Raw genomic sequence first — 20,737 nt, 5'->3', positions numbered from 1 at the left:
CGGAGCGTCTACGGCTGCACCGCCAGCGCCTGCACCCGCACGTCGCTGCTGCCGTTGCCGATCTGGCCGAGATTGGTCAACGCGCCCGTCGCCAGGTTCACCCGCAGCAGGCTGGTCTGGCTGCCGCTCTGGTCGGTCGTGTAGGCCGCACCGTTCTGACGGTCGATGTCGAGCGGCACCTGTCCCGCCCCGCCGAGGCTGAAGCTGAGCTCACCGACCGTGTTGAGCTGCCCCGTGTTCGGGGATACCGGCGTGCCGTCGACGCTGCCGACGCGGACCAGCGCGTCGAACGTGGTGTCGATGCCGAACAGCGTCGTCACGCCCTGGCTGCAGTCGTCGTAGCCGATCGCATTGACCCCGGGGGTGCCGGCGGACTCGTTGGGGTCGCCCGCCGCGTAGGCGAGATCGGTGTCGCGAGCGATCAGGGCAATCGACGGCGTCAGACGATAGTTCTCGCCCTCCGCGCCGATTGCGCGCAGCACGTCCGCGCAGGGATTGAAGTCGAGACCCAACAGCTCGTCGGTGGTCACGGTGACCGGCGTCGACGCGATCAGCGTGGCCGTGGCGGTCGCCGTATCCAGCCGGTAGAAGCGCCGGTCGCTCGTGTACACATACAGCTCGCTCGTCGCCGGCCGGAAGTCCATCGACAGGATCAACGGGCTCGAGTTGTCCGGAAGGGTCGCCTCGATCCCCTGAATGTCGAGGAAGGTGGCCGTTCCCGGCGAACCGGCGTTGAAGCGGATCAGGCGATAGGTGTCGTCGATGACGAAGATCGTTCCCTGCGGCGCCGGATCGCCCTCGTCGTCGTCGATGGTCAGCGTGTGCACGCTCGGCGAGCCGAGCTGCGCGCCACCGCTCGGCGCCGACAGCGTGATGATGACCGTCTCGTCGCCTTCGGCACCATCGTCGTCGATCAGCGACACGCTGATCGTCGCGTTGCTGGTCCCGGCCGGGATGACCAGCGGGCTGGCCGTCACCGTTCGATCGCCGGCCGTTGCCGTACCCGATACGGTGAACGGCAGGCTGATGTCCTCGCTGGACACCGGATTGACCGTCAGGCCGACGTTGACCACGCCGGCGGACTCCACGGCCGTCTGCGCCGCGTCGGCGAAGGCCACGGTCGTCACACCCGGCGACGGTGTTGGCGTCGGGCTGGGGCTCGGCGTGGGGGTGGCGCTGGCGGTCGGCGTCGGCGTGGCGCTCGGCCCCGGAGTCATCGTGGGCGTCGCCGTCGGAGTCGCGGTGGGCGAAGCGGTCGGCGTCGACGTGGGCTGCGGACTCGCGGTCGGCGTTGCGGTCGCCGTGGGGCTCGGCTGCGGTGAGGCGCCGGGGACGTTGATCGGAATGCAGATGCGCAGCGGCGACGACACGCGCCCGTTGATGTTGCGCGCGGACAGGTCGAAGCACAGCTGGCCGCTCTGACGGATCTCCAGCGGGATCGACACGGAGAAGATGACCGCGATGTCGAGCTTGCCGGAAGCGCCCTTGCCGAGCGGTTCCTCGAACACCGCCTCGAAGAAGCTTTCGGCGCCCGGAACCTTCGCGAAAATCCCGTTGATGGCACTGCTGGACGTGAGCTGCAGGTCCAGCGAAACCGTCTGGCCGGGCTGCGCGAACGGCGCCGCCTCCGACACGATCACCGGCCGATCCGGATCGGCGCTCTCCGCAGGCGGATCGCCCGGCAGCAGCTGCGCCGAGACCGCGCCGACGGTGACCTTCTCCAGCAAGGCCTCGCTGACGGCGTCCGCGTCATCCAGAGACAGCGCCGGAGCCGGCGAACTGCCGCCCCCACCACCACAGGCCGCAACGGCGAGCGCGAGAAACCATGCGCTGCCGCGACGCGCGACGGCGTACATCGGACCGGAAATCATCATCCCTTCCCCCTTGCGTGATGGCGGCAGCCCGCCTGCTGCGGCCGCGCACCCTCCTGCGCTGCCGCCCCCCGCAGCCGGAACGAGGCCACGGGCCCGGACCATTCGACCCTCATCCCCCCGCAAGTGCAAGCCAGGCCGTGTGTATAAGCGCCCGCAATGTGTGAAAGGTCTCATTGCAGCGCCCCAAGCGCCTGAAAGCCGCTTCCTTGCAGCATCCTTGGCGACGGGAGCGGGGTTTCCTCGCGGGTCGACCGCTGCCGCGGCTTCGCCCCCTCGCCCGGTCCATCGGGCGAAAACGAAAAAAGCCCCTTTCAAGGGGCCTTTTTCATTTGTGTGGCGGAGAGAGCGGGATTCGAACCCGCGATACGGCATTCACCGTATACACGCTTTCCAGGCGTGCTCCTTCAACCACTCGGACATCTCTCCGTGAAGGCTGCGCATTATACCGGTGCCGGCTCAGGATTCCGCGGCCGCTGGCGCCGGGTCCGTTTCGGGGACGACGGTCATCGGCGGCGGCACGTCGAGGCATTGCACGCGCGTGCTGCCGGGATTCTCGGGGTCCGGCACGTTGCGCGCGTAGGGCACGGACTCGGCCGGCGCCGGCGGAATGCGCAGGGCGGCAACCGACTCCGGCGTGCTCAGGCCCTCGACCTCGGCCGGCGGAGCCAATGTCGCGGCGCGCTGGTACGGGAACTCGCCGATGCAGTGGCGGTTGCTGCCGCAGGCCGCCAGCATCGCCACCGCGCAGATCGTCAGCAGGCGCCGGCTCATGCCATCACTCCGGCGGCCTGCAGCGCTGCGCGTACGCGCGGGGCATGCGCCTCGTCCATCGGCACCAGCGGCAGGCGCAGGCCGTTTTCGATCATGCCCATCTGGCAGAGGGCCCACTTGGCGGGAATCGGATTGGGTTCCACGAACAGATCCTTGTGCAGTGCCTGCAGTTCGGCGTCGAGCGCCTCGGCCGTCGCGCGGTCGCCGGCGAGCGCCGCCGCGCACATCTGGTGCATCTTGCGCGGCGCGACATTGGCCGTCACCGAGATGTCGCCATGGCCGCCGGCGAGAATCGACGCGCAGGCGGTGGCGTCGTCCCCCGAGTAGATCGCGAAATCCGCGCCCAGTTCCAGATCCAGCAGCTCGCGGATGCGCGACAGCTCGCCCCTGGCCTCCTTGATGCCGACGATGTTCGGCAGCTGTGCCAGCCGCGCGACGGTGGCCGGCAGCAGGTCGCAGCCGGTGCGGCCGGGCACGTTGTAGAGGATCTGCGGCAGCTCAACCGACTCGGCGATCTTGCGGAAGTGCCGGTACAGGCCTTCCTGCGGCGGCTTGTTGTAGTAGGGCGTGACCAGCAGCGCCGCGTCGGCGCCGACGGTCTTGGCCGCCAGCGTCTGCTCGATGGCTTCGCTGGTGGCGTTGGAGCCGGTGCCGGCGATGACCGGCACGCGGCCGGCGGCGCGTTCCACGACCCGCCGGATGACGGCGATGTGCTCTTCGAGGTCCAGCGTCGCCGACTCGCCCGTCGTGCCGACGGCCACGATCGCGTCGGTCCCTTCGGCGACATGCCAGTCCACCAATGCGTCCAGCCGCTTCCAGTCCAGCGCCCCATCTTCGTGCATGGGCGTGACGATGGCGACGATGCTGCCCTTGATCATGGCGTTGGTGGTCGGCGGCGGGGCCGGAAAAAAGGGCGGCAAGTATACCGGCAGCCGCCGCGGCGCTGCGAGGCCGCGACTCGTGCGCGGGCCGAATGAATTAAACTTCGCGGCCCAAGCGACACAGCGGCATCATGTCCCAGACCGACAACCTGCTCACCGTTTCCGCCATCGGCAAGCCCAAGGGCAACGTGCCGCTGGAGCTGTTCAAGGCGATCCGTGAACGCGGTGGCGAGGTCGAGGACTGCCGCATCGCCCAGATCGGCGACCGCCTCACGGCCAACCTGCTGGTGTCCGGCAACTGGAGCACGCTCGGGCGGCTGGAGACGGCGCTGCCCGGCATCGCCGAGAAGCTCGAGCTGCAGGTCCGCTTCGAGCGCTGCGAGGCCCGTTCGGTGAATCCGGACTTCCGCCCCTACGCCGCCGAGGTCGTCGCGCCGCAGGACTCCAACCTGCTGGTGAACATCCTCGAGTTCTTCCAGCATCAGGACGTCGTCGTCGTCGAGATCTCGACGCAGAAGTACCAGTCGACCTACACCGGCGCGGAGATGGCGAACGTGCAGATGGTGCTGCACGTCCCGGTGAACCAGCATCCGCAGGCGCTGCGCGAGTCCTTCATGGACCTGTGCGACGATCTCAACGCCGACGGCATGCTCGACCCCATCAAGACCTGAGATCGGCAACACCTGAAGCTGCATCCGCGCATCGCGGGGCGTACGTATCCGGGGCTCCGCACTTAGGGAGATCCGTGCATGGCCCTCGACATCGGCGACAAGATTCCCGACCTCACCCTGCCCGCCACCGGTGGCCGCGACATCGCGCTGCGTTCCTTCAAGGGCAAGGCGCTGGTCGTGTACTTCTACCCCAAGGACAACACGCCGGGCTGCACGCAGGAAGGCCAGGACTTCCGCGACCTGTACGGGAAGTTCCGCAAGGCCGGCGTGGAGATCGTCGGCGTGTCGCGCGACAGCGTGCGTTCGCACGAGAACTTCGCGACCAAGTTCGAGTTTCCGTTCGCGCTGCTGTCCGACGCGGACGAGGCCGCGTGCCGCGCCTTCGACGTGATCCGCGAGAAGACCCTGTACGGCCGCAAGTACATGGGCGTGGACCGCAGCACCTTCCTGTTCGACGCGAAGGGCGTGCTGCGTCAGGTCTGGCGCAGCGTGAAGGTGAAGAATCACGCGCAGGCCGTGCTCGATGCCGCTGCCGGTCTTTAGGCGGAGCGCGGCAGGACATTCACCATAGCGCGATTCGACCGCGCGCGAGTATCCCTTTTCGATGCCGGCCCGGTTGGGCTAGATTGCGGTACAGCGGTGCGTGACGGCGCATCGCCGTCGCCAATCATTCACAAGACTGCAATTAAGACGCCACGCCATCGCGCCTCCCGTTTCCCGGCCCGGTCATGCCGGCCTGCGACGCGCGCCCTCCCCCTCTGCCTGATTCCTGCGCCGGCACGGCGCGGGAGCGGCCTCGTCCGGCACTCATGAGCAAGCGCAAGATCTTCGTTCTCGACACCAACGTTCTGCTGCACGATCCCACCAGCCTGTTCCGTTTCGAAGAGCACGACCTGTACGTGCCGATGGTCGTTCTCGAGGAGCTGGACAACTCCAAGAAGGGCACCAGCGAAGTGGCGCGCAACGCGCGCCAGGTGAGCCGCTTCTTCGACGAGCTGATGCATGGCCGCGACCACGTCCAGATCGAGAAGGGCCTGCCGCTGCCGGCAACCCGCACGGCGTCCGGCAACGGTCACACGCGCGTACACAACGGCAAGCCGGCCAGCGGCCGGCTGTTCTTCCAGACGCGGCCGTCCGACACCTCGCTGCCCGGCCTGATTCCCGGCAACAAGCCGGACAACAGCATCCTGGTCAACGCGCTCGAGCAGCAGACCCGGCACCCGACCCGCAAGGTCACGCTGGTCAGCAAGGACATCAACCTGCGCATCAAGGCCGCCGTCATCGGCGTGCATACCGAGGACTATCACAACGACCAGGTCCTCGACGATCTCGACCTGCTCTATACCGGCTACAAGGAACTGCCGGCGAACTTCTGGGCCACGCACGGCGAGAAGATGGAGAGCTGGCAGGACAGCCGCGGTCGCGCCGCCTACCGCATCAAGGGCCCGCTGGTGAAGGGCTGGCACGTCAACCAGTTCCTCTACATCCCGGACGAGGACCAGGGCGGTCTGGAGCTGGTCGTCAGCAGCATCGACGGCAACGCGGCGGAACTGCGCGTGATCCGCGACTACCGCCAGGGCAAGAGCAGCGTCTGGGGCATCCACGCCAAGAACCGCGAGCAGAACTTCGCGCTCAACCTGCTGCTCGACCCGGAGATCGACTTCGTCACCGTGCTCGGCACCGCGGGCACCGGCAAGACCCTGCTGACGCTGGCAGCCGGCCTCGCGCAGACGATGGACGAGCAGCGCTATCGCGAGATCATCATGACGCGCGTCACCGTGCCGGTCGGCGAGGACATCGGATTTCTGCCCGGAACCGAAGAGGAGAAGATGACGCCGTGGATGGGCGCGCTGATGGACAACCTCGAGGTGCTCACGCAGAACAGCAACGCCGGCGACTGGGAGCGCGCGGCGACCAACGACCTGCTGGCCAAGCGCATCAAGATCCGTTCGCTGAACTTCATGCGTGGCCGCACCTTCCTCAACCGCTTCATCATCATCGACGAGGCGCAGAACCTCACGGCCAAGCAGATGAAGACGCTGATCACGCGCGTGGGGCCGGGTTCGAAGATGATCTGCCTGGGCAACCTGGGGCAGATCGACACGCCGTACCTGACCGAGACCACTTCCGGCCTGACCTACGTCGTCGACCGGTTCCAGGGCTGGCCGCACGGTGGACACGTGACGCTGGCGCGCGGCGAACGCTCGCGTCTGGCCGCGTACGCATCCGACATTCTGTAGGAGGAGCGAGACATGGTGATCGGACGGATCGGCAAGGCCATGAAGGACGGCGCGCTCGGGGTTGCGATCAAGACCTGGGCCAACGACCGCTACGGCGACTACGGCGAGATCCGCGAGGTCAATGTCGACACGCGTGCGGCCCGCATCGTCGCCAAGGTGATGATGCGCGGCGAGCGCGAGGTGATCGCGGTGACCATCGACCGCTATGAACTCATCGAGGACGGCGGCAAGACCTTCCTCAAGATCAACAAGCTGACGACGACGCGCGAGTGGATCACGCGGCTGCTCAACCGCCTGCTCGACGGCCGGCGCTTCGAGCTGCCGGCGAGCGTCGGCCGGATCCTGTAGCGCGGCGGCTGCGCGCGCCGCTTGGACATCGGCCTCGAACTGCTGGCCGCGCTCTGTGCCCTGGCGTTTCTCGCGGGCTTCGTCGATGCCGTCGTCGGTGGCGGCGGCCTCATCCAGATCCCGGCGCTGTTCGTGCTGCTGCCGGGCGTGCCGCCGGCAACGCTGCTCGGCACCAACAAGTTCGCGAGCATCTGGGGCACGCTGACGGCGGCCGTCCAGTACCTCCGACGCGTACCGGTGGAATGGCGCGCGACGTTGCCGACCACCGCCACCGCACTGGTGTTCGGCTTTCTCGGCGCCAGCGCCGCCGCGTCGATTCCGGCCGATGCGATCCGCCCGCTGATCCTCGTGCTGCTGATCGCCGTGCTCGCCTACACGCTGGCGAAGAAGGACATCGGCGCGCTGCACGCCCCGAAGCTCTCGCCACGACGCACGCAGTGGACCGCGCTGGCCACCGGCGCCGTGATCGGGTTCTACGATGGCATCTTCGGCCCCGGCACCGGCAGCTTCCTCGTCATCGCCTTCGTCGGCCTGTTCGGCTTCAGCTTTCTCGCCGCCTCGGCCTCGGCCAAGCTGGTCAACGTCGTCACCAACGGCGCCGCGCTGGCCTTCTTCATCGGCGCCGGCCACGTGCGCTATGACATCGCCCTGCCGATGGCCGCGTTCAACGTCGCCGGCAGCCTCACCGGCACCCACATGGCGATCCGCAAGGGCAGTGTGTTCGTGCGCCGACTGTTCGTCGCGGTGGTCGGACTGCTGATCCTGCGCTTCGCCTGGGACCTCTGGGCCACCTGAACGCGCGCCAGGAGCCTGGGCGGTAGGAGCCGCGCAGGCGAGGCAAAGCCATTTCGAGACAGGTTTCGCGTTGATTCGAGGCCAATAGCAGGGACTATTGGCCGAGAAGCAGCGCGGAAGATGGCCGAAATGGCGACGCCGCAGCCGCGCGCGTTTCTGCCGCCCAGGCTCCTAGGCCCGGTCAGCGGGAAACGCGAGCGTCTGGTCGATGCTCGTCAGGCCGAGCGTGAGCATCAGCAGGCGATCCAGACCGAGCGCGACGCCGGCGCAGTCCGGCATGCCCGACTGCAGCGCCTCCACGAGTGGCCGGTCGTACGGCGGTACCGTGCGCCCGAGCGCGGCGCGCCAGGCCTGGTCGTCCTCGAAGCGCCGCCGCTGCTCGCCGGCATCGGTCAGCTCGTGAAAGCCGTTGGCCAGCTCGATGCCGTGCCAGAACAGCTCGAAACGCTCGGCCACCGGCGGAGTGCCGGGCCGCACGCGCGCCAGGGCCGCCTGCGAGGCGGGGTAGTCGTGGACGAATACCGGGGCGTCGCCGCCGAGCGCGGGACCGACCACCAGCGACATCCACAGGTCGAGCCAGAAGTCGCGGTCCGCCAGCTCGTCGCTGCTCAGGCGCTGCGGCTCGGCGATGCCGCGCTCGCGCAGTGCGGCGCGCAGCCGCGGCGCCTCGTCGGTCCACGGATCGATGCCGGCATGGCGCACGAAGGCCTCGCGATAGCTGGTGCGTTCGCAGCGCGACGCGACACCGCAATGCGCGAGCAGCGCGGCGACCTCGTCCATCAGCGCGTGATGATCCAGGCCCGGCCGATACCACTCGAGCATCGAGAATTCCGGGTTGTGATGCCGGCCCTGCTCGTCGACGCGGAAGACTTTCGCGATCTGCCAGATCGGGCCGCTGCCGGCCGCCAGCAGGCGCTTCATCGCGAACTCCGGCGAGGTGTGCAGCCAGCGTCCGTCGGTGGTCGCGAAGCTGTCGATGTGGCGGTCCACCGTCGCGTGCCGCGACAGGATCGGCGTCTCCACCTCGAGGACACTGCGCGCAGCGAAGAAGGCGCGGATGGAACCGTAGAGTTCCGCCCGCGCCTCCAGGACTCGTCGTGTGGCTGCCGGGCGCCAGTCTTGCGACCTGCCCGTCATCGCATTACTTGCCGACGCGATTCAGGTACTCGCCGGTGCGCGTGTCGATCTTGATCTTCTCGCCTTCGTTGACGAACAACGGCACCTTGACGACCGCGCCGGTCTCCAGCTTCGCCGGCTTGGTACCGCCGGTAGCCGTGTCGCCGCGCACGCCCGGGTCCGTCTCGGTGATGGTGAGTTCCACCGAGTTTGGCGCCGCCACGTACAGCGGCACGCCGTTCCACAGCGTGATGCGGCAGATCTCCTCGCCCTTGATCCACTGTGCCGCGTCCGCCATCGGCGCGGCGCCGGCCTGGATCTGCTCGAAGGACTTGGGATCCATGAACGTCCAGAACTCGCCGTCGTTGTAGAGATACTGCATCTCCACGTCCTCGACGTCGGCAACCTCCAGCGTGTCGCCGGACTTGAGCGTGCGTTCGAGCACGCGGCCGGTCTTGAGATTGCGGATCTTCAGCGAGTTGGTCGCCTGGCCCTTGCCCGGCTTGCGGTATTCGTTCTCGATCACCGAATACGGATCGCCGTCGATCAGGACCTTGGTCCCGGCCTTCATTTCGTTGGTGCTGACAGTGGCCATGTTGAGTTGCGGTGCGTGTATTGAAAAACGGGGCCACGGATGGCCCCGTCTGTGACAGGATGTCAACCATGATACCGTCGCCCCTGGCCACCCGCCAGCAAGCCCCCTGTTGGCAGCATGCGTTGCGCGAGGCGTTTTTGCGCCCGGCCGAACTGCTCGATTTCCTCGAACTGGACCCCGCGCTGCCGGCGCTGGCCCCGGCGCTCGCCCGTGACTTCCCGCTGCGGGTGCCGCGCGGCTACGCCTCGCGCATGCGCAAGGGCGATCCGCTCGACCCGCTGTTCCTGCAGGTGTGGCCGGCATCGGCCGAGGCGGCCGAGGTGGCCGGATTCGGCCTCGATGCCGTGGGCGACCTGCAGCGGCTCCGCGACGGCGGCGTCGTGCACAAGTACGACGGGCGCGTGCTGGTGATGACCACCGGCGCCTGCGCCATCCACTGCCGCTACTGCTTCCGGCGGCATTTTCCCTATTCCGATCATCTGGCGGCGCGCGACCACTGGCGCGCGGCGCTGGACACGATCGCCGGCGACGACAGCATCCGCGAGGTGATCCTCTCCGGAGGCGACCCGCTGTCGCTGTCCGACGACAAGCTCGGCGAGCTGGTCGATGCCCTCGACGGAATCCCTCACCTGCGCCGGCTGCGCATCCATACGCGCCAGCCGATCGTGCTGCCGGAACGCATCGACGAGCGCCTGCTCGGCTGGCTCGGTCGCAGCCGTCTGCAGAAGATCATGGTCCTGCACGCCAACCACCCCCGGGAGCTCGACGACGACGTGGCCCGGGCGCTGCAGCCGCTGCGACACGCGGGTGTCACGCTGCTGAACCAGTCGGTGCTGCTGCGTCGCATCAACGACGATGCCGGGACGCTGGTCGCGCTCAGCGAACGGCTGTGCGAATGCGGCGTCCTCCCGTACTATGTCCACCTGCTGGACCGGGTGCGGGGCACGGCCCATTTCGAGGTTGAGGAAGCTGCGGCACGCGCACTGATGGAAGCGCTGCTGGCAAGGCTGCCGGGGTACCTCGTGCCACGACTGGTCCGCGAGGAGCCAGGAAGGACATCGAAGACGCCTATCGCATGGTAACCACGGCCCAGACGGTTGTTGATGCGGCGCGCCATCCGTCCGGAAACGACGGTTGCGGCGGCGTCGGCTGACCAGCAAGGGAACTGCGAGATGTGCCGCATCGACAACAACGAAACCATGCCGGATATCCCGTTGCGAACCGCACCGCAGGCACCGATCCAGGTGGGCCATGTGCGCCGCTGAAGCCGCCCGGGTCGCCCGGCAGGACGTGGCCGCCAGCAGCGCGCCGAGCCACGTCATGCTGGTCGTCGCCGAATCGGAAAGCGTCGGCAAACGCATCGAAAGCTACCTGCGCAACGCCGGGCACCCGGTACGCTGCGCATGGGTCACCGACCTCGAGGATGTGGAGAACGCGCTGCGCGGCGGCACGCCCGACGTGCTGGTCTGCGTCGACGCGCTCCCCGCAGCCCCGATCAAGGATGTGCTCGACCTGCAGCGGCGCCTGATGCCCGACCTGCCAGTGCTGGTACTCAGTCCGCAGATCACCGCCGAAGACTCCGTTGCGGCCCTGGCGGCCGGCGCCAGCGACGTCGTCTCTAACGAAGATCTGCGGCACATGCGCCACCTGGAGCTGGTGGTGCTGCGCGAGATCGCCAAGCATTCGCAGCTGCGCGAGCTGCGCAGCACCCGCCAGCGGCTGGAGGATTTCGAGTCGCGGCACCAGCAGCTCATCGCCGGGACCAACGACGCCATCGCGCATATCCAGGAAGGCATCCTCTCCGAGGTCAACCCGGCATTTGCGCAGCTGCTCGGCTACGAGCGTGCCGACGACCTGACGGCGTTGCCACTGATGGACCTGGTCGCGGACGACCATCAGCCCAAGGTCAAGGAACATCTCAAGCTGTTCCTGCGCGGCAAGAACGAAGGCCGGCCGCTGGAGTGCTGCCTGCTGCACAAGGACGGCCGCCGCGTGTCGATCGGCGCGCACCTGACGCTCGGCAGCGCCGACGGCGAGCATCTGATCGAGATGCTGATCCGCTCGGAACCCGCTGCGGCCCCGGCCACGACGGCGCAGGCCGCGGTAGCGCCGAGCGATCGCCTCGCCTACTTCGAGGCGCTGGCCGCGGCCATTGCCGGTGCCGGCAAGCCGTCGGAGCAGCGCGCCGTGCTGTTGTGCCTGATCGACGACTTCGCCGGCACGGAGCAGCGTCTCGGCCTGCACGATGCCGCCGAGGCCGTCGAGCAGTTCCAGGCCTGGCTGCGCGAGCGGCTGCAGCCGCAGGATCAGCTCTACCGCTTCTCGACGCACGAGATTGCCTGTCTGGTCTCGCGCCCGACGCCGGGCGAGATCGTCGAGATCGGCGAGGCGCTGGTCCGCGACGCCGCCAAGCAGATCTTCAACACCGCCGGCCACGAAGCGCATCTGTCGCTGACGGTGGCCGCCTACCCGTTCTCGGGCAGCGAACAGGCGGCGACCGTGACCGCGGAGCTGGTCCAGGACAGCCGGGCGATCTCGGCCAAGGGTGGCAACCAGTTCGCCAACCTGGGTCCGAACGCCCGCACCTCGCTGCAGGAACGCGACGACGCGCGCAAGGCGGCGATGGTCAAGAAGGCGCTTGAAGACAATCGCCTCAAGCTCGCTTACCAGTCGATCGCCAGCCTCGAGGGCGACACCCGCCAGCACTTCGACGTGCTCGTGCGCGTGATCGACGAGAACGGCAAGGAGCTGCATGCGTCCGAGTTCATCGGCGCCGCCGAGAAGCACGGTCTGCTGACGTCGATCGACCGCTGGGTCACCAGCCGGGCGCTCAAGGTCCAGGCCAAGCGCGACAGCGCGCAGGAAGTGTCGAGCCTGTTCGTCAAGCTGTCGCAGGATTCGCTCAAGGACGCCGAGGGCTTTGCCGCCTGGGTCGGCGAGCAGCTCCGGACCCGGGCGCTCAGGCCCGGCGAGATCGTCTTCGAGATGCAGGAGGCCGTGGTCCAGAACCACATCCGCAAGGCACGCCTGATCACCAAGGCACTGCTCGACGTCGGCGCCCAGATCGCCATCGAGCATTTCGGCACCGGCTCGAACTCGGCGCAGCTGATCGAGCACATCCCGATGCAGTTCATCAAGTTCCATCCGTCGTTCACGACCAACTTCAACGACAAGGAGACGCATCGCAAGATGACGAGCCTGATGGAGCTGGCAAAGAACAAGCAGATCAAGGTCATCGTCTCTCATGTCGAGGACGCCAACGTGATGGCGCGTCTGTGGCAGATGGGCGTGAACTTCATCCAGGGTTACCACGTGCAGGAACCCGAGGTCGTGCTGCTGTCGGCGGACGTACGCACCTGACCGCCCGGCGCCGCGCACATTAGCCTTTCGGCTAATAGGCGCCGGCAGGCCAAACCACTAAGGTAGCCGCGCCTGCCGCTACCCTCCCCCGGGTGCCCCCGCGGCCGGCATCGCCCCCGGCCAGCGGCCGGGGGCGTTCTCGTTCACGGCCGGTACGGATGCTGCTCGCGCCAGCGCCAGGGCGGCACCGGCGCAGCGTCCTGCCACAGGCCGCGCCGGGCGTCCCGCGCCGCATCCTGCCGCGAGCGGCACGTTCGTGCCGAACGCGGACCGCACCAGGCCCAGCCCTGCGACACCAGCCGCAGGGAGACCTTCTCGTCGCCGACCAGGATGTCGCCGATGCGACGGCCGTAGCGATCCGTGGCCCGTGTCTCGACGACGAGGCGGCAGCCGTCGAGCAATGCGACCAGGGCCTCGCGCGCCTGCCGGCCGCCGGGCTGACGGTATTCCGGCGCGTCGATGTCGGCGAAGCGCAGCTTCACCAGCCCCGTATCGCAGCGCAGGCTCACGGTGTCGCCGTCGTGGACACGGACCAGCTCCGCGTTTCGACAGCTTTCCGCCGCACCGGCCGGTCCCCATCCACCGACGAAAACCGCGCCCCAAAGCAAAAGCCCCGCGAAGCGGGGCCTTGCTCGGAACACCAGTGCGGTCTCAGGCGGCCGTGCTCTTCGCACCGTGCTTGGCCTCGGCGTTCTCGTAGACGATGAACGGCTTGGCCTCTCCACGCACGACGGCATCGTCGACGACGACCTTGCTGACGTTCTGCATCGACGGCAGGTCGTACATGACGTCGAGCAGGATGTTCTCCATGATCGTGCGCAGGCCGCGCGCGCCGGTCTTGCGCTCCTTGGCCTTGGTGGCGATCGCATGCAGCGCTTCCTCGCGGAACTCGAGCTGCACGCCTTCCATGTTGAACAGCTTGGCGTACTGCTTGACCAGGGCGTTCTTGGGCTCCTTGAGGATGGCCATCAGCGCCGGCTCGTCGAGTTCCTCAAGCACCGCGGCCACCGGCAGGCGCCCGATGAACTCCGGAATCATGCCGAAGCGGATCAGGTCGTCCGGTTCGACGCGCGACAGCAGCTCGGAGGTGCGCTTCGAATCCTTGTCCGACTTCACCTCGGCCGAAAAGCCGATGCCGGTGCGCTCCGAGCGCTGCTGGATCACCTTGTCCAGACCGGCGAAGGCGCCACCGCAGATGAACAGGATGCTGCCGGTATTGACCTGCAGGAACTCCTGCTGCGGATGCTTGCGCCCGCCCTGCGGCGGCACGCTGGCGATCGTGCCCTCGATCAGCTTGAGCAGCGCCTGCTGCACGCCCTCGCCCGACACGTCCCGCGTGATGCTCGGGTTCTCGGACTTGCGCGAGATCTTGTCGATCTCGTCGATGTAGACGATGCCGCGCTGCGCCTTGTCGATGTCGTAGTCGCACTTCTGCAGCAGGCGCGCGATGATGTTCTCGACATCCTCGCCGACGTAGCCCGCCTCGGTCAGCGTGGTCGCGTCGGCAATGGCGAACGGCACGTCGAGCAGGCGCGCCAGGGTCTCGGCCAGCAGGGTCTTGCCGGAGCCGGTCGGGCCGATCAGCAGGATATTGGACTTCGCGATCTCGACACCGTCGGAACCGCGCAGCGACAACCGCTTGTAGTGGTTGTAGACCGCGACCGACAGAATCTTCTTGGCCTGGTCCTGCCCGATCACGTACTCGTCCAGGACCGCCCGGATTTCCTGCGGCTTGGGCAGCCCCTTGGTCTGCGGCTTGGCGTGAACTTCTTCACGGATGATGTCGTTGCACAGATCGACGCACTCGTCGCAGATGTACACCGACGGACCGGCGATCAGCTTGCGTACTTCGTGCTCGCTCTTGCCGCAGAAAGAGCAATAGAGCACCCGGCCGTTGTGAGATCCGCTGCGCGTCTCGTTCGTCATCGTCCTACCTTGTCTACCTCTGCCTGAGACTGGCCCTAGCTGTATAGCACAGTGTCATTTGGCTGCAAAACCCGTACTCGGGGCAACGCCCCGGACGACCGTTCAGGCCGCCGAACCGCTCCGTTGGGTCACGATCTGGTCGATCACCCCGTACTCCTTCGCCTGCTCGGCATTCATGAAGAAGTCGCGCTCCACGTCGCGGGCAATGCGCTCGATCGGCTGGCCGGTGTGCTCCGACATGATCTTGTTGAGCTGCTCGCGCAGGTACAGGATCTCGCGGGCCTGGATCTCGATGTCGGTCGCCTGTCCCTGGGCGCCGCCGGACGGCTGGTGGATCATCACCCGCGCGTTCGGCAGGGCGAACCGCTTGCCCTTGGCGCCGGCACACAGCAGGAACGCCCCCATGCTGGCCGCCTGTCCGATGCACATCGTGCCGACATCCGGCTTGATGAAGCGCATCGTGTCGTAGATCGACAGGCCCGAGGTGATCACACCGCCCGGCGAGTTGATGTACAGGTGGATGTCCTTGTCCGGGTTCTCGGACTCGAGGAACAGCAGCTGCGCGACGACCAGATTCGCCATGAAATCGTCGATCGGTCCGACGATGAAGATCACGCGCTCCTTGAGCAGTCGCGAATAGATGTCGAAGGCGCGCTCGCCACGGGCGGTCTGCTCGACCACCATCGGGACCAGGTGTTGCGCCCGCGCAGGCAGGGATCGGATCGGGTTGTCGTTCATCTTCAGCTCAATCGGGGCTTGCGGGGTCTATGCAAGACCTGTGCACTCGGAAACCATCTGACCGTCGCAGACGCTCAGGACTGCGCTGCCGCCGCCTTCGGGTTCAGCAGCTCGTCGAGCGTCATCGGCTGCTCCCTGGGCTGCACGCCCGCCAGCAGCGCGTCGACGACCTGCTCTTCCATCACCATGGCGCTCAGGCCCTGCATCAGGTCCTGGCGCGAGCGATAGTAGGCCTTGACCTGCTCGGGCTGCTCGTAGTCTGCGGCGATGCCGTCGAGCGCCTTGTCGAGCCGCTCCGGATCGAGCTTGATCTGCTTGGCCTTGATCACCTCGCCGACCAGCAGGCCCAGGCTCACGCGGCGCCGCGCCGACGGCTCGAACAGGTTGCCCGGCATCATCTGCTCGAGCTTCTCGGCGTCAGCGGCCGGCATGTTCATGCGCGCAGCGGCTTCCTGGCGCAGGCGCGGAATCTCCTGCTGCACCAGCGCGTCCGGAACGTCGATGGGATTGGTTTCGAGCAGCTGGTCGAGCGCCTGCGCCTTGAGCCGGTTCTGCACGCCCTTGTCGCGCTCCTTCTCCAGCGCGGCGCGGCACTTGTCGCGCAGCCCGGCTTCGCCCGCGGCCTCGTCGACGTTGTGGGCCTTGAGGAACTCTGCGTCGATGGCCGGCAGCGTCGCCGCCTCGACCGTCTTCAGCGACACTTCGAACTGTGCGGTCTTGCCGCGCAGGTTCTCGGCGCGGTAGTCCTCGGGGAAGTTCACGTCGACGCTGAAGGTCTCGCCGGCGGAGTGGCCGACGACCCCGTTCTCGAGGTCCGGCAGGAACTGGCTGGCGCCGATCTCGAACTGGACGTCCTTGCCCTCGCCACCGGCGAAGGCCTCACCGTCCACCTTGCCGAGAAAGTCCACGGTCACGCGGTCGCCCGCGGCGGCGGCGCGCTCCACGGCGTCGTAGCTGCGACGCGCCTTGCGCAGGTTCTCCACCAGGCGGTCGACGTCGGCATCGGTCACCTCGACCACGGGACGGTCGATGGCCAGGCGGTCGAGTGCCTGCAGCTGGACTTCGGGGTACACCTCGAAATGCGCCACGTACTCGAGCGGCTCGCCGGCCTTCTCGGCAGTGATGTCGATCTTCGGCTGGCCGGCAGGATTGACGCCGGCCTGGCTCAGGGCCTCGGGATACGTCTGCTGGACGATGTCGGAAATCGCGTCCATGCGCGCCGAGTCGCCGAACTGCTGCTCGATCACCTTGCGCGGCGCCTTGCCGGGGCGGAAGCCCGGGAGCTTGGCGCGGCTGGCGTAGCGCTTGAGACGGTCGTCGACCGCCTTCGCCACGCGGTCCGCAGGCACACGCACACGCATCTGCCGGCGCAAGCCGCCCGGCGATTCGACATTCACTTCCATATTGCTTTGAAGGCTCTTGAGGCTGGTTGTTGGACTGCTATCGGGGCTGCGCGTCAGGCCGGTGGTGCGAAAGGAGAGACTCGAACTCTCACGCCGCTAGGCGCTGGAACCTAAATCCAGTGCGTCTACCAATTCCGCCACTTTCGCGCGCGAGCCCAGCAGTATAGCAGCGCCGCTCCGGGCGGCCGTGACGGAATCCGAGCATCCGGCAGATACCCTGTTGACACTTAAATGATAATCATTACTATTCGTTATCGCATCCACTGCCTGGAGTGTCCCATGACCGTCGTCGTTCGCCTGCCCGCCCAGACCCCTGCCGCCCGCGCCCCGCGCAACCCCGCCATCGTCCGCGTCAACAGCGACGAGTTGCTGCGCGGGAGCCGCGAGATCGTCATCGAACATCGTGGCGAGGAATACCGGCTGCTGCGCACCCGCAACGATCGCCTGATTCTCAACAAGTAACCCCGACTCGCCCGCTACGGTCGCGGCGGTGGTGCCTTCCCGGCACCGCCGCTTTTTTTTGTTTTGCGCGTCCAGAGCGGCGAGGCGCGCTTTGCTACGCTGCGGCCCGATGGCTTCCGCAGAAACGTTTTCCAGCATGCTCCACCGTGCCCGACCCGGCCGCGGCCTGTCCCGCCGTGTCGCCGGCCTGGTGCTCGCGCTGGCCTGCGTCTGCCTCGTCGCGCTGAGCCTCGGCCCGGTCCCGATCGCCCCCGGGCGCCTGCTCGCCGCCATCGGCAATGCCACGGCGCTCGCCGACTATGAGCACGCCGTGCTCTGGCAGATTCGGCTGCCCCGCATCGTCCTCGCACTCGCGATCGGCGCGGCGCTGGGCATCGCCGGCGCCGGCATGCAGGCACTGCTGCGCAATCCGCTCGCCGAGCCGGGCCTCGTCGGCGTCTCTTCGGGCGCCGCGCTCTCCGCCGCCGCCTACCTGGTGCTCGGAACCGGCCTGGTGCCGGTCGCACTGGGACTGCCGCTGGCGAGCTTCGCCGGCGCCGCGATCGCGGCCTGGGCGGTGCTGCGCCTGGCCCTGGTCGGCGGCCGCACCCAGGTGGCGACGATGCTGCTGGCGGGGCTCGCGCTCAATGCTGTCGCCGGTGCCGGCATCGGCCTGCTGTCCTATGTCGCCGACGACTTCGCCCTGCGCGCGGTCACGCTGTGGATGTTCGGCTCGCTGGCGCGCGCGGGACTGGCCGATCTCGCCGTCGGTGTCCCGCTGCTGCTGATCGCCGCGACCTGGATCGGTCTGCGGGCGCGCGCGCTCAATGCCCTGCTGCTCGGTGAAGCCGAGGCGCGCCACCTGGGCGTGGACGTCGAGGCGCTGAAACGCCGGCTGACGCTGGCCATCGTCGTCGCGGCGGGGATCGCCGTTGCCCTCGCCGGCATCATCGGCTTCGTCGGCCTGATCGTGCCGCACCTGGTCCGCCTGTGGGTCGGCCCGGATCACCGTCTCGTGCTGCCGCTCAGCGGTCTGCTCGGTGCGCTGCTGCTGCTGGTCGCCGATACGCTGGCCCGCACGCTGTTCATGCCGGCGGAGCTGCCGGTCGGCATTCTGACGGCACTCGTCGGCGGCCCCTTCTTCCTGGCCCTGCTGCTGCGCTACCGCGGCGGCGCGGAACTGTCATGACGCTGCACGCCGACGGGCTCGGTTACCGCCTCGGCGCACAGCACCTGCTGCGTGACGTCTCGCTGAGCGTCGGCCCGGGTGAGGTGCATGCCATCCTCGGTCCCAATGGCGCCGGCAAGTCCACGTTGCTGAACCTGCTCGCGGGCGATCGTCGCGTGCAGGCCGGCACCATCGCGTTCAACGCCCGCCCGCTGACGGACTGGCCGCTGCCGCAGCTGGCCACGCTGCGGGCCGTGCTGCCGCAGCGTCACGAGCTGAGCTTCGCCTTCGCCGTCGAGGACGTCGTGGCGATGGGCCGCCTGCCGGCTTCGGCATCGCACCCGGCGCGAGAACGCGCCATCGTCGATGCGGCCCTGCGCCTGACCGCGACCGACCACCTGCGCAGCCGACCGTACACGGCGCTGTCCGGCGGCGAGCGGGCTCGCGTCCAGTTCGCGCGCGTGCTGGCGCAGATCTGGGACCCGCCGGCCTCGGGGACGCGCCTGCTGCTGCTCGACGAACCGACCGCCAGCCTCGACCTCGCCCACCAGCACCATTGCCTGCGCATCGCCCGCGCCTTCGCCGCACAGGGCGTCGCCGTGATCGCCGTCCTACATGACCCCAATCTCGTGTTCGCGTACGCCGACAGTGCCACCCTGCTGTGTTGCGGCGAGGTCGTCGCGCAGGGGGTGCCCGGCGAAGTGCTGACCGCCGCCCGCATCGAGCGCGTCTACGGAATTCCGGTCGAGGTGTCGGCAGAACCGGACGCACCCTGGGTGCGCGTCGCCGGCAACCGGCTCGACCCGCTACTACTGCCCGAGGCGCTCGTGGACCGATGACGACGGAGACGATTCAGGACATCCCGATCTTCCCGCTGGGCACGGTGCTGTTTCCCGACGGCGTGATGCCGCTGCGCATCTTCGAGCAGCGCTACGTCGACATGACCAAGGCCTGCATCGGCGGCGACAGCACCTTCGGTGTCTGCCTGATCCTCGACGGCCGCGAGGCCGGCGAGCCGGCGGTGCCGCATGCAGTGGGGTGCACGGCGCGCATCGTCGACTGGGACGTGCCGACGCCCGGCCTGTTCAACCTGCGGGTCCGCGGCGAGCGCGTGTTCCGCATCGACGAGCGCCATGTGCAGCACGACGGCCTGATCCGCGCGCACGTGACCCTGCTGCCGCCGGCGCAGCCCGCGCCGGTCGACGGGAACTACGGCGGCCTGACCCAGTTGTACGAACGCATCGTCGAACAGTTCGGCGCCGACGTGTTCCCCGCCCCGCAACGGCCGCAGGACGGCATCTGGCTGAGCCACCGGCTGGCGGAACTGCTCGACCTGCCGCTCGCGGCACGGCAGCGTCTGCTCGAGACGAGCGATCCGAGCGCCAAGCAGTCGTTGCTGTGGGAGAGCCTGCGCGCGCAGGCCGAGCCGGGCGGCAGCGCCTGAAACCGGACCCGCGCTTCAGGCCGCTGCCGGTGCGCGCAGGCGCTTGAAGCCGAACACCGCGGCGACCACGAGCCCGCCGGCGACGATGCCGGCCAGGGCATTGAGCAGCGTCGGCACCACGGCCGCGAGAATCTGGCCGGCCGCGGGCAGCGTCGCCAGCACCTCGGCACTGCCGGTGACCGCGTGGTGCAGCAGCGGCACGCCGTGCGTGAGGATGCCGCCACCGACGGTGAACATCGCCGCCGTGCCGAGGACCGAAAGCAGTTTCATGAGCCGCGGCGCCAGCGCCAGCAGCCCGCGGCCGAGTGCCTGCATCGCCGCCTGCGGATGGCGGGCAAGGCTCAGCCCTGCGTCGTCGATCTTGACGATGCCGGCGACCAGACCGTAGACGCCGATCGTCATGATCACGGCGATGCCGCAGAGCACCGCCACCTGCATGCCGAGTCCGGCACCCGCCACCGTGCCCAGCGTGATGACGATGATCTCGGCCGAGAGGATGAAGTCGGTGCGGATCGCGCCCTTGACCTTGCGCCGCTCGAACGCCGCCATGTCCGTGGCCGGATCGGCGAGCGCGCGCAGGCGTTCGGCATGTGCCGCCTCGTCCTCGGCCGGCGCATGCAGGTAGCGGTGCGCCAGCTTCTCGAAGCCCTCGAAGCACAGGAACAGGCCGCCGGCCATCAGCAGCGGCACGATCGCCCAGGGAATCAGCAGGCTGATCGCCAGCGCCGCCGGCACCAGGATCGCCTTGTTGAGCGCGGACCCCTTCGCGACCGCCCACACCACGGGCAGCTCGCGCTCGGCCCGCACACCGGACACCTGTTCGGCATTGAGGGCCAGGTCGTCGCCGAGCACGCCGGCGGTCTTCTTCGTCGCCAGCTTGGTCATCACCGCCACGTCGTCGAGGATCGTGGCGATGTCGTCGATCAGCGCCAGCAGACTGCTGCCCGCCATGGCTCGCTCCCGGGT

At 68.2% G+C, this 20,737-nt stretch carries 22 protein-coding genes and 2 tRNA genes; 12 read left to right on the top strand and 12 right to left on the bottom strand.

What is annotated here, in order from left to right; all coding sequences use genetic code 11:
• Window positions 1-8: 8 nt before the first annotated feature.
• The 4 genes from C8D93_RS01195 to dapA form a co-directional block, all read right to left on the bottom strand.
• Complete coding sequence (locus C8D93_RS01195) at window positions 9-1,871, bottom strand: DUF4394 domain-containing protein (protein WP_211307139.1); 1,863 nt, start codon at window positions 1,869-1,871, stop codon at window positions 9-11.
• Window positions 1,872-2,208: 337 nt separating this feature from the next.
• Window positions 2,209-2,300, bottom strand: a tRNA-Ser gene (locus C8D93_RS01190).
• A gap of 30 nt (window positions 2,301-2,330) precedes the next feature.
• Window positions 2,331-2,645, bottom strand: a complete 315-nt coding sequence (locus C8D93_RS01185) for a hypothetical protein (RefSeq protein ID WP_110263336.1) — start codon at window positions 2,643-2,645, stop codon at window positions 2,331-2,333.
• Window positions 2,642-3,523 carry a 4-hydroxy-tetrahydrodipicolinate synthase gene (gene dapA, locus C8D93_RS01180; RefSeq protein WP_110263335.1) on the bottom strand — a complete coding sequence of 294 codons (882 nt, stop codon included), beginning with the start codon at window positions 3,521-3,523 and terminating at the stop codon, window positions 2,642-2,644. Before dapA ends, C8D93_RS01185 begins: the two co-directional genes overlap by 4 nt.
• Before the next feature lie 134 nt (window positions 3,524-3,657).
• Here dapA and C8D93_RS01175 point away from each other — a divergent pair, with 134 nt between their 5' ends.
• From C8D93_RS01175 to C8D93_RS01155, 5 genes are all read left to right on the top strand, one after another.
• Window positions 3,658-4,197, top strand: coding sequence for a glycine cleavage system transcriptional repressor (locus C8D93_RS01175; protein ID WP_110263334.1), 540 nt, complete (start codon window positions 3,658-3,660; stop codon window positions 4,195-4,197).
• Window positions 4,198-4,275: 78 nt separating this feature from the next.
• Entirely contained in the window at window positions 4,276-4,740 is a 465-nt protein-coding gene (locus C8D93_RS01170) for a peroxiredoxin (RefSeq protein WP_110263333.1), read from the top strand.
• 266 nt (window positions 4,741-5,006) lie between these two features.
• On the top strand, window positions 5,007-6,437 hold the full coding sequence (locus C8D93_RS01165; protein ID WP_110263332.1) for a PhoH family protein: 1,431 nt from the start codon (window positions 5,007-5,009) through the stop codon (window positions 6,435-6,437).
• Window positions 6,438-6,449: 12 nt separating this feature from the next.
• Complete coding sequence (locus C8D93_RS01160; protein ID WP_110263331.1) at window positions 6,450-6,785, top strand: hypothetical protein; 336 nt, start codon at window positions 6,450-6,452, stop codon at window positions 6,783-6,785.
• Between the two features lie 21 nt (window positions 6,786-6,806).
• Window positions 6,807-7,580, top strand: a complete 774-nt coding sequence (locus C8D93_RS01155) for a sulfite exporter TauE/SafE family protein (RefSeq protein ID WP_110263330.1) — start codon at window positions 6,807-6,809, stop codon at window positions 7,578-7,580.
• Window positions 7,581-7,751: 171 nt separating this feature from the next.
• Here the strand turns inward: C8D93_RS01155 and epmA are convergent, their stop codons facing one another.
• Together epmA and efp are read right to left on the bottom strand one after the other, a co-directional pair.
• Window positions 7,752-8,717, bottom strand: a complete 966-nt coding sequence (epmA, locus tag C8D93_RS01150) for an EF-P lysine aminoacylase EpmA (RefSeq protein ID WP_110263329.1) — start codon at window positions 8,715-8,717, stop codon at window positions 7,752-7,754.
• A 4-nt stretch (window positions 8,718-8,721) separates the two neighbouring features.
• Window positions 8,722-9,291, bottom strand: a complete 570-nt coding sequence (gene efp, locus C8D93_RS01145) for an elongation factor P (RefSeq protein WP_110263328.1) — start codon at window positions 9,289-9,291, stop codon at window positions 8,722-8,724.
• Window positions 9,292-9,350: 59 nt separating this feature from the next.
• Here efp and epmB point away from each other — a divergent pair, with 59 nt between their 5' ends.
• From epmB to C8D93_RS01135, 3 genes are read left to right on the top strand one after another with little or no spacing between them, the layout of a single operon-like run.
• A complete protein-coding gene (epmB, locus tag C8D93_RS01140) occupies window positions 9,351-10,373 on the top strand; it encodes an EF-P beta-lysylation protein EpmB (RefSeq protein ID WP_110263327.1) in 1,023 nt (340 codons plus the stop codon).
• A 21-nt stretch (window positions 10,374-10,394) separates the two neighbouring features.
• Window positions 10,395-10,556, top strand: a complete 162-nt coding sequence (locus C8D93_RS20555) for a hypothetical protein (RefSeq protein ID WP_170123841.1) — start codon at window positions 10,395-10,397, stop codon at window positions 10,554-10,556.
• Complete coding sequence (locus C8D93_RS01135; RefSeq protein ID WP_110263326.1) at window positions 10,543-12,651, top strand: EAL domain-containing response regulator; 2,109 nt, start codon at window positions 10,543-10,545, stop codon at window positions 12,649-12,651. The genes C8D93_RS20555 and C8D93_RS01135 overlap by 14 nt, the downstream gene beginning before the upstream one ends.
• A 143-nt stretch (window positions 12,652-12,794) precedes the next feature.
• Here the strand turns inward: C8D93_RS01135 and C8D93_RS20550 are convergent, their stop codons facing one another.
• From C8D93_RS20550 to C8D93_RS01110, 5 genes are all read right to left on the bottom strand, one after another.
• Window positions 12,795-13,160, bottom strand: a complete 366-nt coding sequence (locus tag C8D93_RS20550) for a thermonuclease family protein (protein ID WP_170123840.1) — start codon at window positions 13,158-13,160, stop codon at window positions 12,795-12,797.
• A gap of 142 nt (window positions 13,161-13,302) precedes the next feature.
• Window positions 13,303-14,577, bottom strand: coding sequence for an ATP-dependent Clp protease ATP-binding subunit ClpX (gene clpX, locus C8D93_RS01125; protein ID WP_110263324.1), 1,275 nt, complete (start codon window positions 14,575-14,577; stop codon window positions 13,303-13,305).
• A 102-nt stretch (window positions 14,578-14,679) separates the two neighbouring features.
• Window positions 14,680-15,315: an ATP-dependent Clp endopeptidase proteolytic subunit ClpP gene (gene clpP / locus C8D93_RS01120; RefSeq protein WP_110263323.1), complete on the bottom strand. Its 636-nt coding sequence runs from the start codon at window positions 15,313-15,315 to the stop codon at window positions 14,680-14,682.
• Between the two features lie 74 nt (window positions 15,316-15,389).
• Window positions 15,390-16,718, bottom strand: a complete 1,329-nt coding sequence (tig, locus tag C8D93_RS01115; protein ID WP_110263322.1) for a trigger factor — start codon at window positions 16,716-16,718, stop codon at window positions 15,390-15,392.
• A gap of 62 nt (window positions 16,719-16,780) precedes the next feature.
• Window positions 16,781-16,865, bottom strand: a tRNA-Leu gene (locus tag C8D93_RS01110).
• 132 nt (window positions 16,866-16,997) lie between these two features.
• On the opposite strand from C8D93_RS01110, the gene hemP reads away from it, so the two are divergent.
• From hemP to C8D93_RS01090, 4 genes are all read left to right on the top strand, one after another.
• Complete coding sequence (hemP, locus tag C8D93_RS01105; protein WP_110263321.1) at window positions 16,998-17,180, top strand: hemin uptake protein HemP; 183 nt, start codon at window positions 16,998-17,000, stop codon at window positions 17,178-17,180.
• 109 nt (window positions 17,181-17,289) lie between these two features.
• Window positions 17,290-18,348, top strand: a complete 1,059-nt coding sequence (locus C8D93_RS01100; protein ID WP_110263320.1) for a FecCD family ABC transporter permease — start codon at window positions 17,290-17,292, stop codon at window positions 18,346-18,348.
• Window positions 18,345-19,166 (top strand): heme ABC transporter ATP-binding protein, encoded by an 822-nt coding sequence (locus C8D93_RS01095; RefSeq protein ID WP_110263319.1) that lies wholly within the window; start codon window positions 18,345-18,347, stop codon window positions 19,164-19,166. Before C8D93_RS01100 ends, C8D93_RS01095 begins: the two co-directional genes overlap by 4 nt.
• On the top strand, window positions 19,163-19,771 hold the full coding sequence (locus C8D93_RS01090) for an LON peptidase substrate-binding domain-containing protein (protein WP_110263318.1): 609 nt from the start codon (window positions 19,163-19,165) through the stop codon (window positions 19,769-19,771). The genes C8D93_RS01095 and C8D93_RS01090 overlap by 4 nt, the downstream gene beginning before the upstream one ends.
• Before the next feature lie 15 nt (window positions 19,772-19,786).
• On the opposite strand, the gene C8D93_RS01085 is transcribed toward C8D93_RS01090, so the two are convergent.
• The gene (locus C8D93_RS01085) at window positions 19,787-20,722 is read right to left on the bottom strand and encodes a DUF808 domain-containing protein (RefSeq protein ID WP_110263317.1); all 936 of its coding nucleotides are present in this window, start codon (window positions 20,720-20,722) and stop codon (window positions 19,787-19,789) included.
• Window positions 20,723-20,737: the final 15 nt, after the last annotated feature.

It is taken from the genome of Sinimarinibacterium flocculans (assembly GCF_003201205.1).
Taxonomy (GTDB): Bacteria; Pseudomonadota; Gammaproteobacteria; order Nevskiales; family Nevskiaceae; genus Solimonas; species Solimonas flocculans.
The sequence above is the reverse complement of the archived record's forward strand: the minus strand, read 5'-3'. Positions and strand labels throughout refer to the sequence as shown.

Excerpts from the sequence above, each read along its gene's own strand:
- C8D93_RS01195 (WP_211307139.1), bottom strand. The coding sequence starts at position 1,871 with ATGATTTCCGGTCCGATGTACGCCGTCGCGCGTCGCGGCAGCGCATGG.
- C8D93_RS01185 (WP_110263336.1), bottom strand. The coding sequence starts at position 2,645 with ATGAGCCGGCGCCTGCTGACGATCTGCGCGGTGGCGATGCTGGCGGCC.
- dapA (WP_110263335.1), bottom strand. The coding sequence starts at position 3,523 with ATGATCAAGGGCAGCATCGTCGCCATCGTCACGCCCATGCACGAAGAT.
- C8D93_RS01175 (WP_110263334.1), top strand. The coding sequence starts at position 3,658 with ATGTCCCAGACCGACAACCTGCTCACCGTTTCCGCCATCGGCAAGCCC.
- C8D93_RS01170 (WP_110263333.1), top strand. The coding sequence starts at position 4,276 with ATGGCCCTCGACATCGGCGACAAGATTCCCGACCTCACCCTGCCCGCC.
- C8D93_RS01165 (WP_110263332.1), top strand. The coding sequence starts at position 5,007 with ATGAGCAAGCGCAAGATCTTCGTTCTCGACACCAACGTTCTGCTGCAC.
- C8D93_RS01160 (WP_110263331.1), top strand. The coding sequence starts at position 6,450 with ATGGTGATCGGACGGATCGGCAAGGCCATGAAGGACGGCGCGCTCGGG.
- epmA (WP_110263329.1), bottom strand. The coding sequence starts at position 8,717 with ATGACGGGCAGGTCGCAAGACTGGCGCCCGGCAGCCACACGACGAGTC.
- efp (WP_110263328.1), bottom strand. The coding sequence starts at position 9,291 with ATGGCCACTGTCAGCACCAACGAAATGAAGGCCGGGACCAAGGTCCTG.
- epmB (WP_110263327.1), top strand. The coding sequence starts at position 9,351 with ATGTCAACCATGATACCGTCGCCCCTGGCCACCCGCCAGCAAGCCCCC.
- C8D93_RS20555 (WP_170123841.1), top strand. The coding sequence starts at position 10,395 with ATGCGGCGCGCCATCCGTCCGGAAACGACGGTTGCGGCGGCGTCGGCT.
- C8D93_RS01135 (WP_110263326.1), top strand. The coding sequence starts at position 10,543 with ATGTGCGCCGCTGAAGCCGCCCGGGTCGCCCGGCAGGACGTGGCCGCC.
- clpX (WP_110263324.1), bottom strand. The coding sequence starts at position 14,577 with ATGACGAACGAGACGCGCAGCGGATCTCACAACGGCCGGGTGCTCTAT.
- clpP (WP_110263323.1), bottom strand. The coding sequence starts at position 15,315 with ATGAACGACAACCCGATCCGATCCCTGCCTGCGCGGGCGCAACACCTG.
- tig (WP_110263322.1), bottom strand. The coding sequence starts at position 16,718 with ATGGAAGTGAATGTCGAATCGCCGGGCGGCTTGCGCCGGCAGATGCGT.
- hemP (WP_110263321.1), top strand. The coding sequence starts at position 16,998 with ATGACCGTCGTCGTTCGCCTGCCCGCCCAGACCCCTGCCGCCCGCGCC.
- C8D93_RS01100 (WP_110263320.1), top strand. The coding sequence starts at position 17,290 with ATGGCTTCCGCAGAAACGTTTTCCAGCATGCTCCACCGTGCCCGACCC.
- C8D93_RS01095 (WP_110263319.1), top strand. The coding sequence starts at position 18,345 with ATGACGCTGCACGCCGACGGGCTCGGTTACCGCCTCGGCGCACAGCAC.
- C8D93_RS01090 (WP_110263318.1), top strand. The coding sequence starts at position 19,163 with ATGACGACGGAGACGATTCAGGACATCCCGATCTTCCCGCTGGGCACG.
- C8D93_RS01085 (WP_110263317.1), bottom strand. The coding sequence starts at position 20,722 with ATGGCGGGCAGCAGTCTGCTGGCGCTGATCGACGACATCGCCACGATC.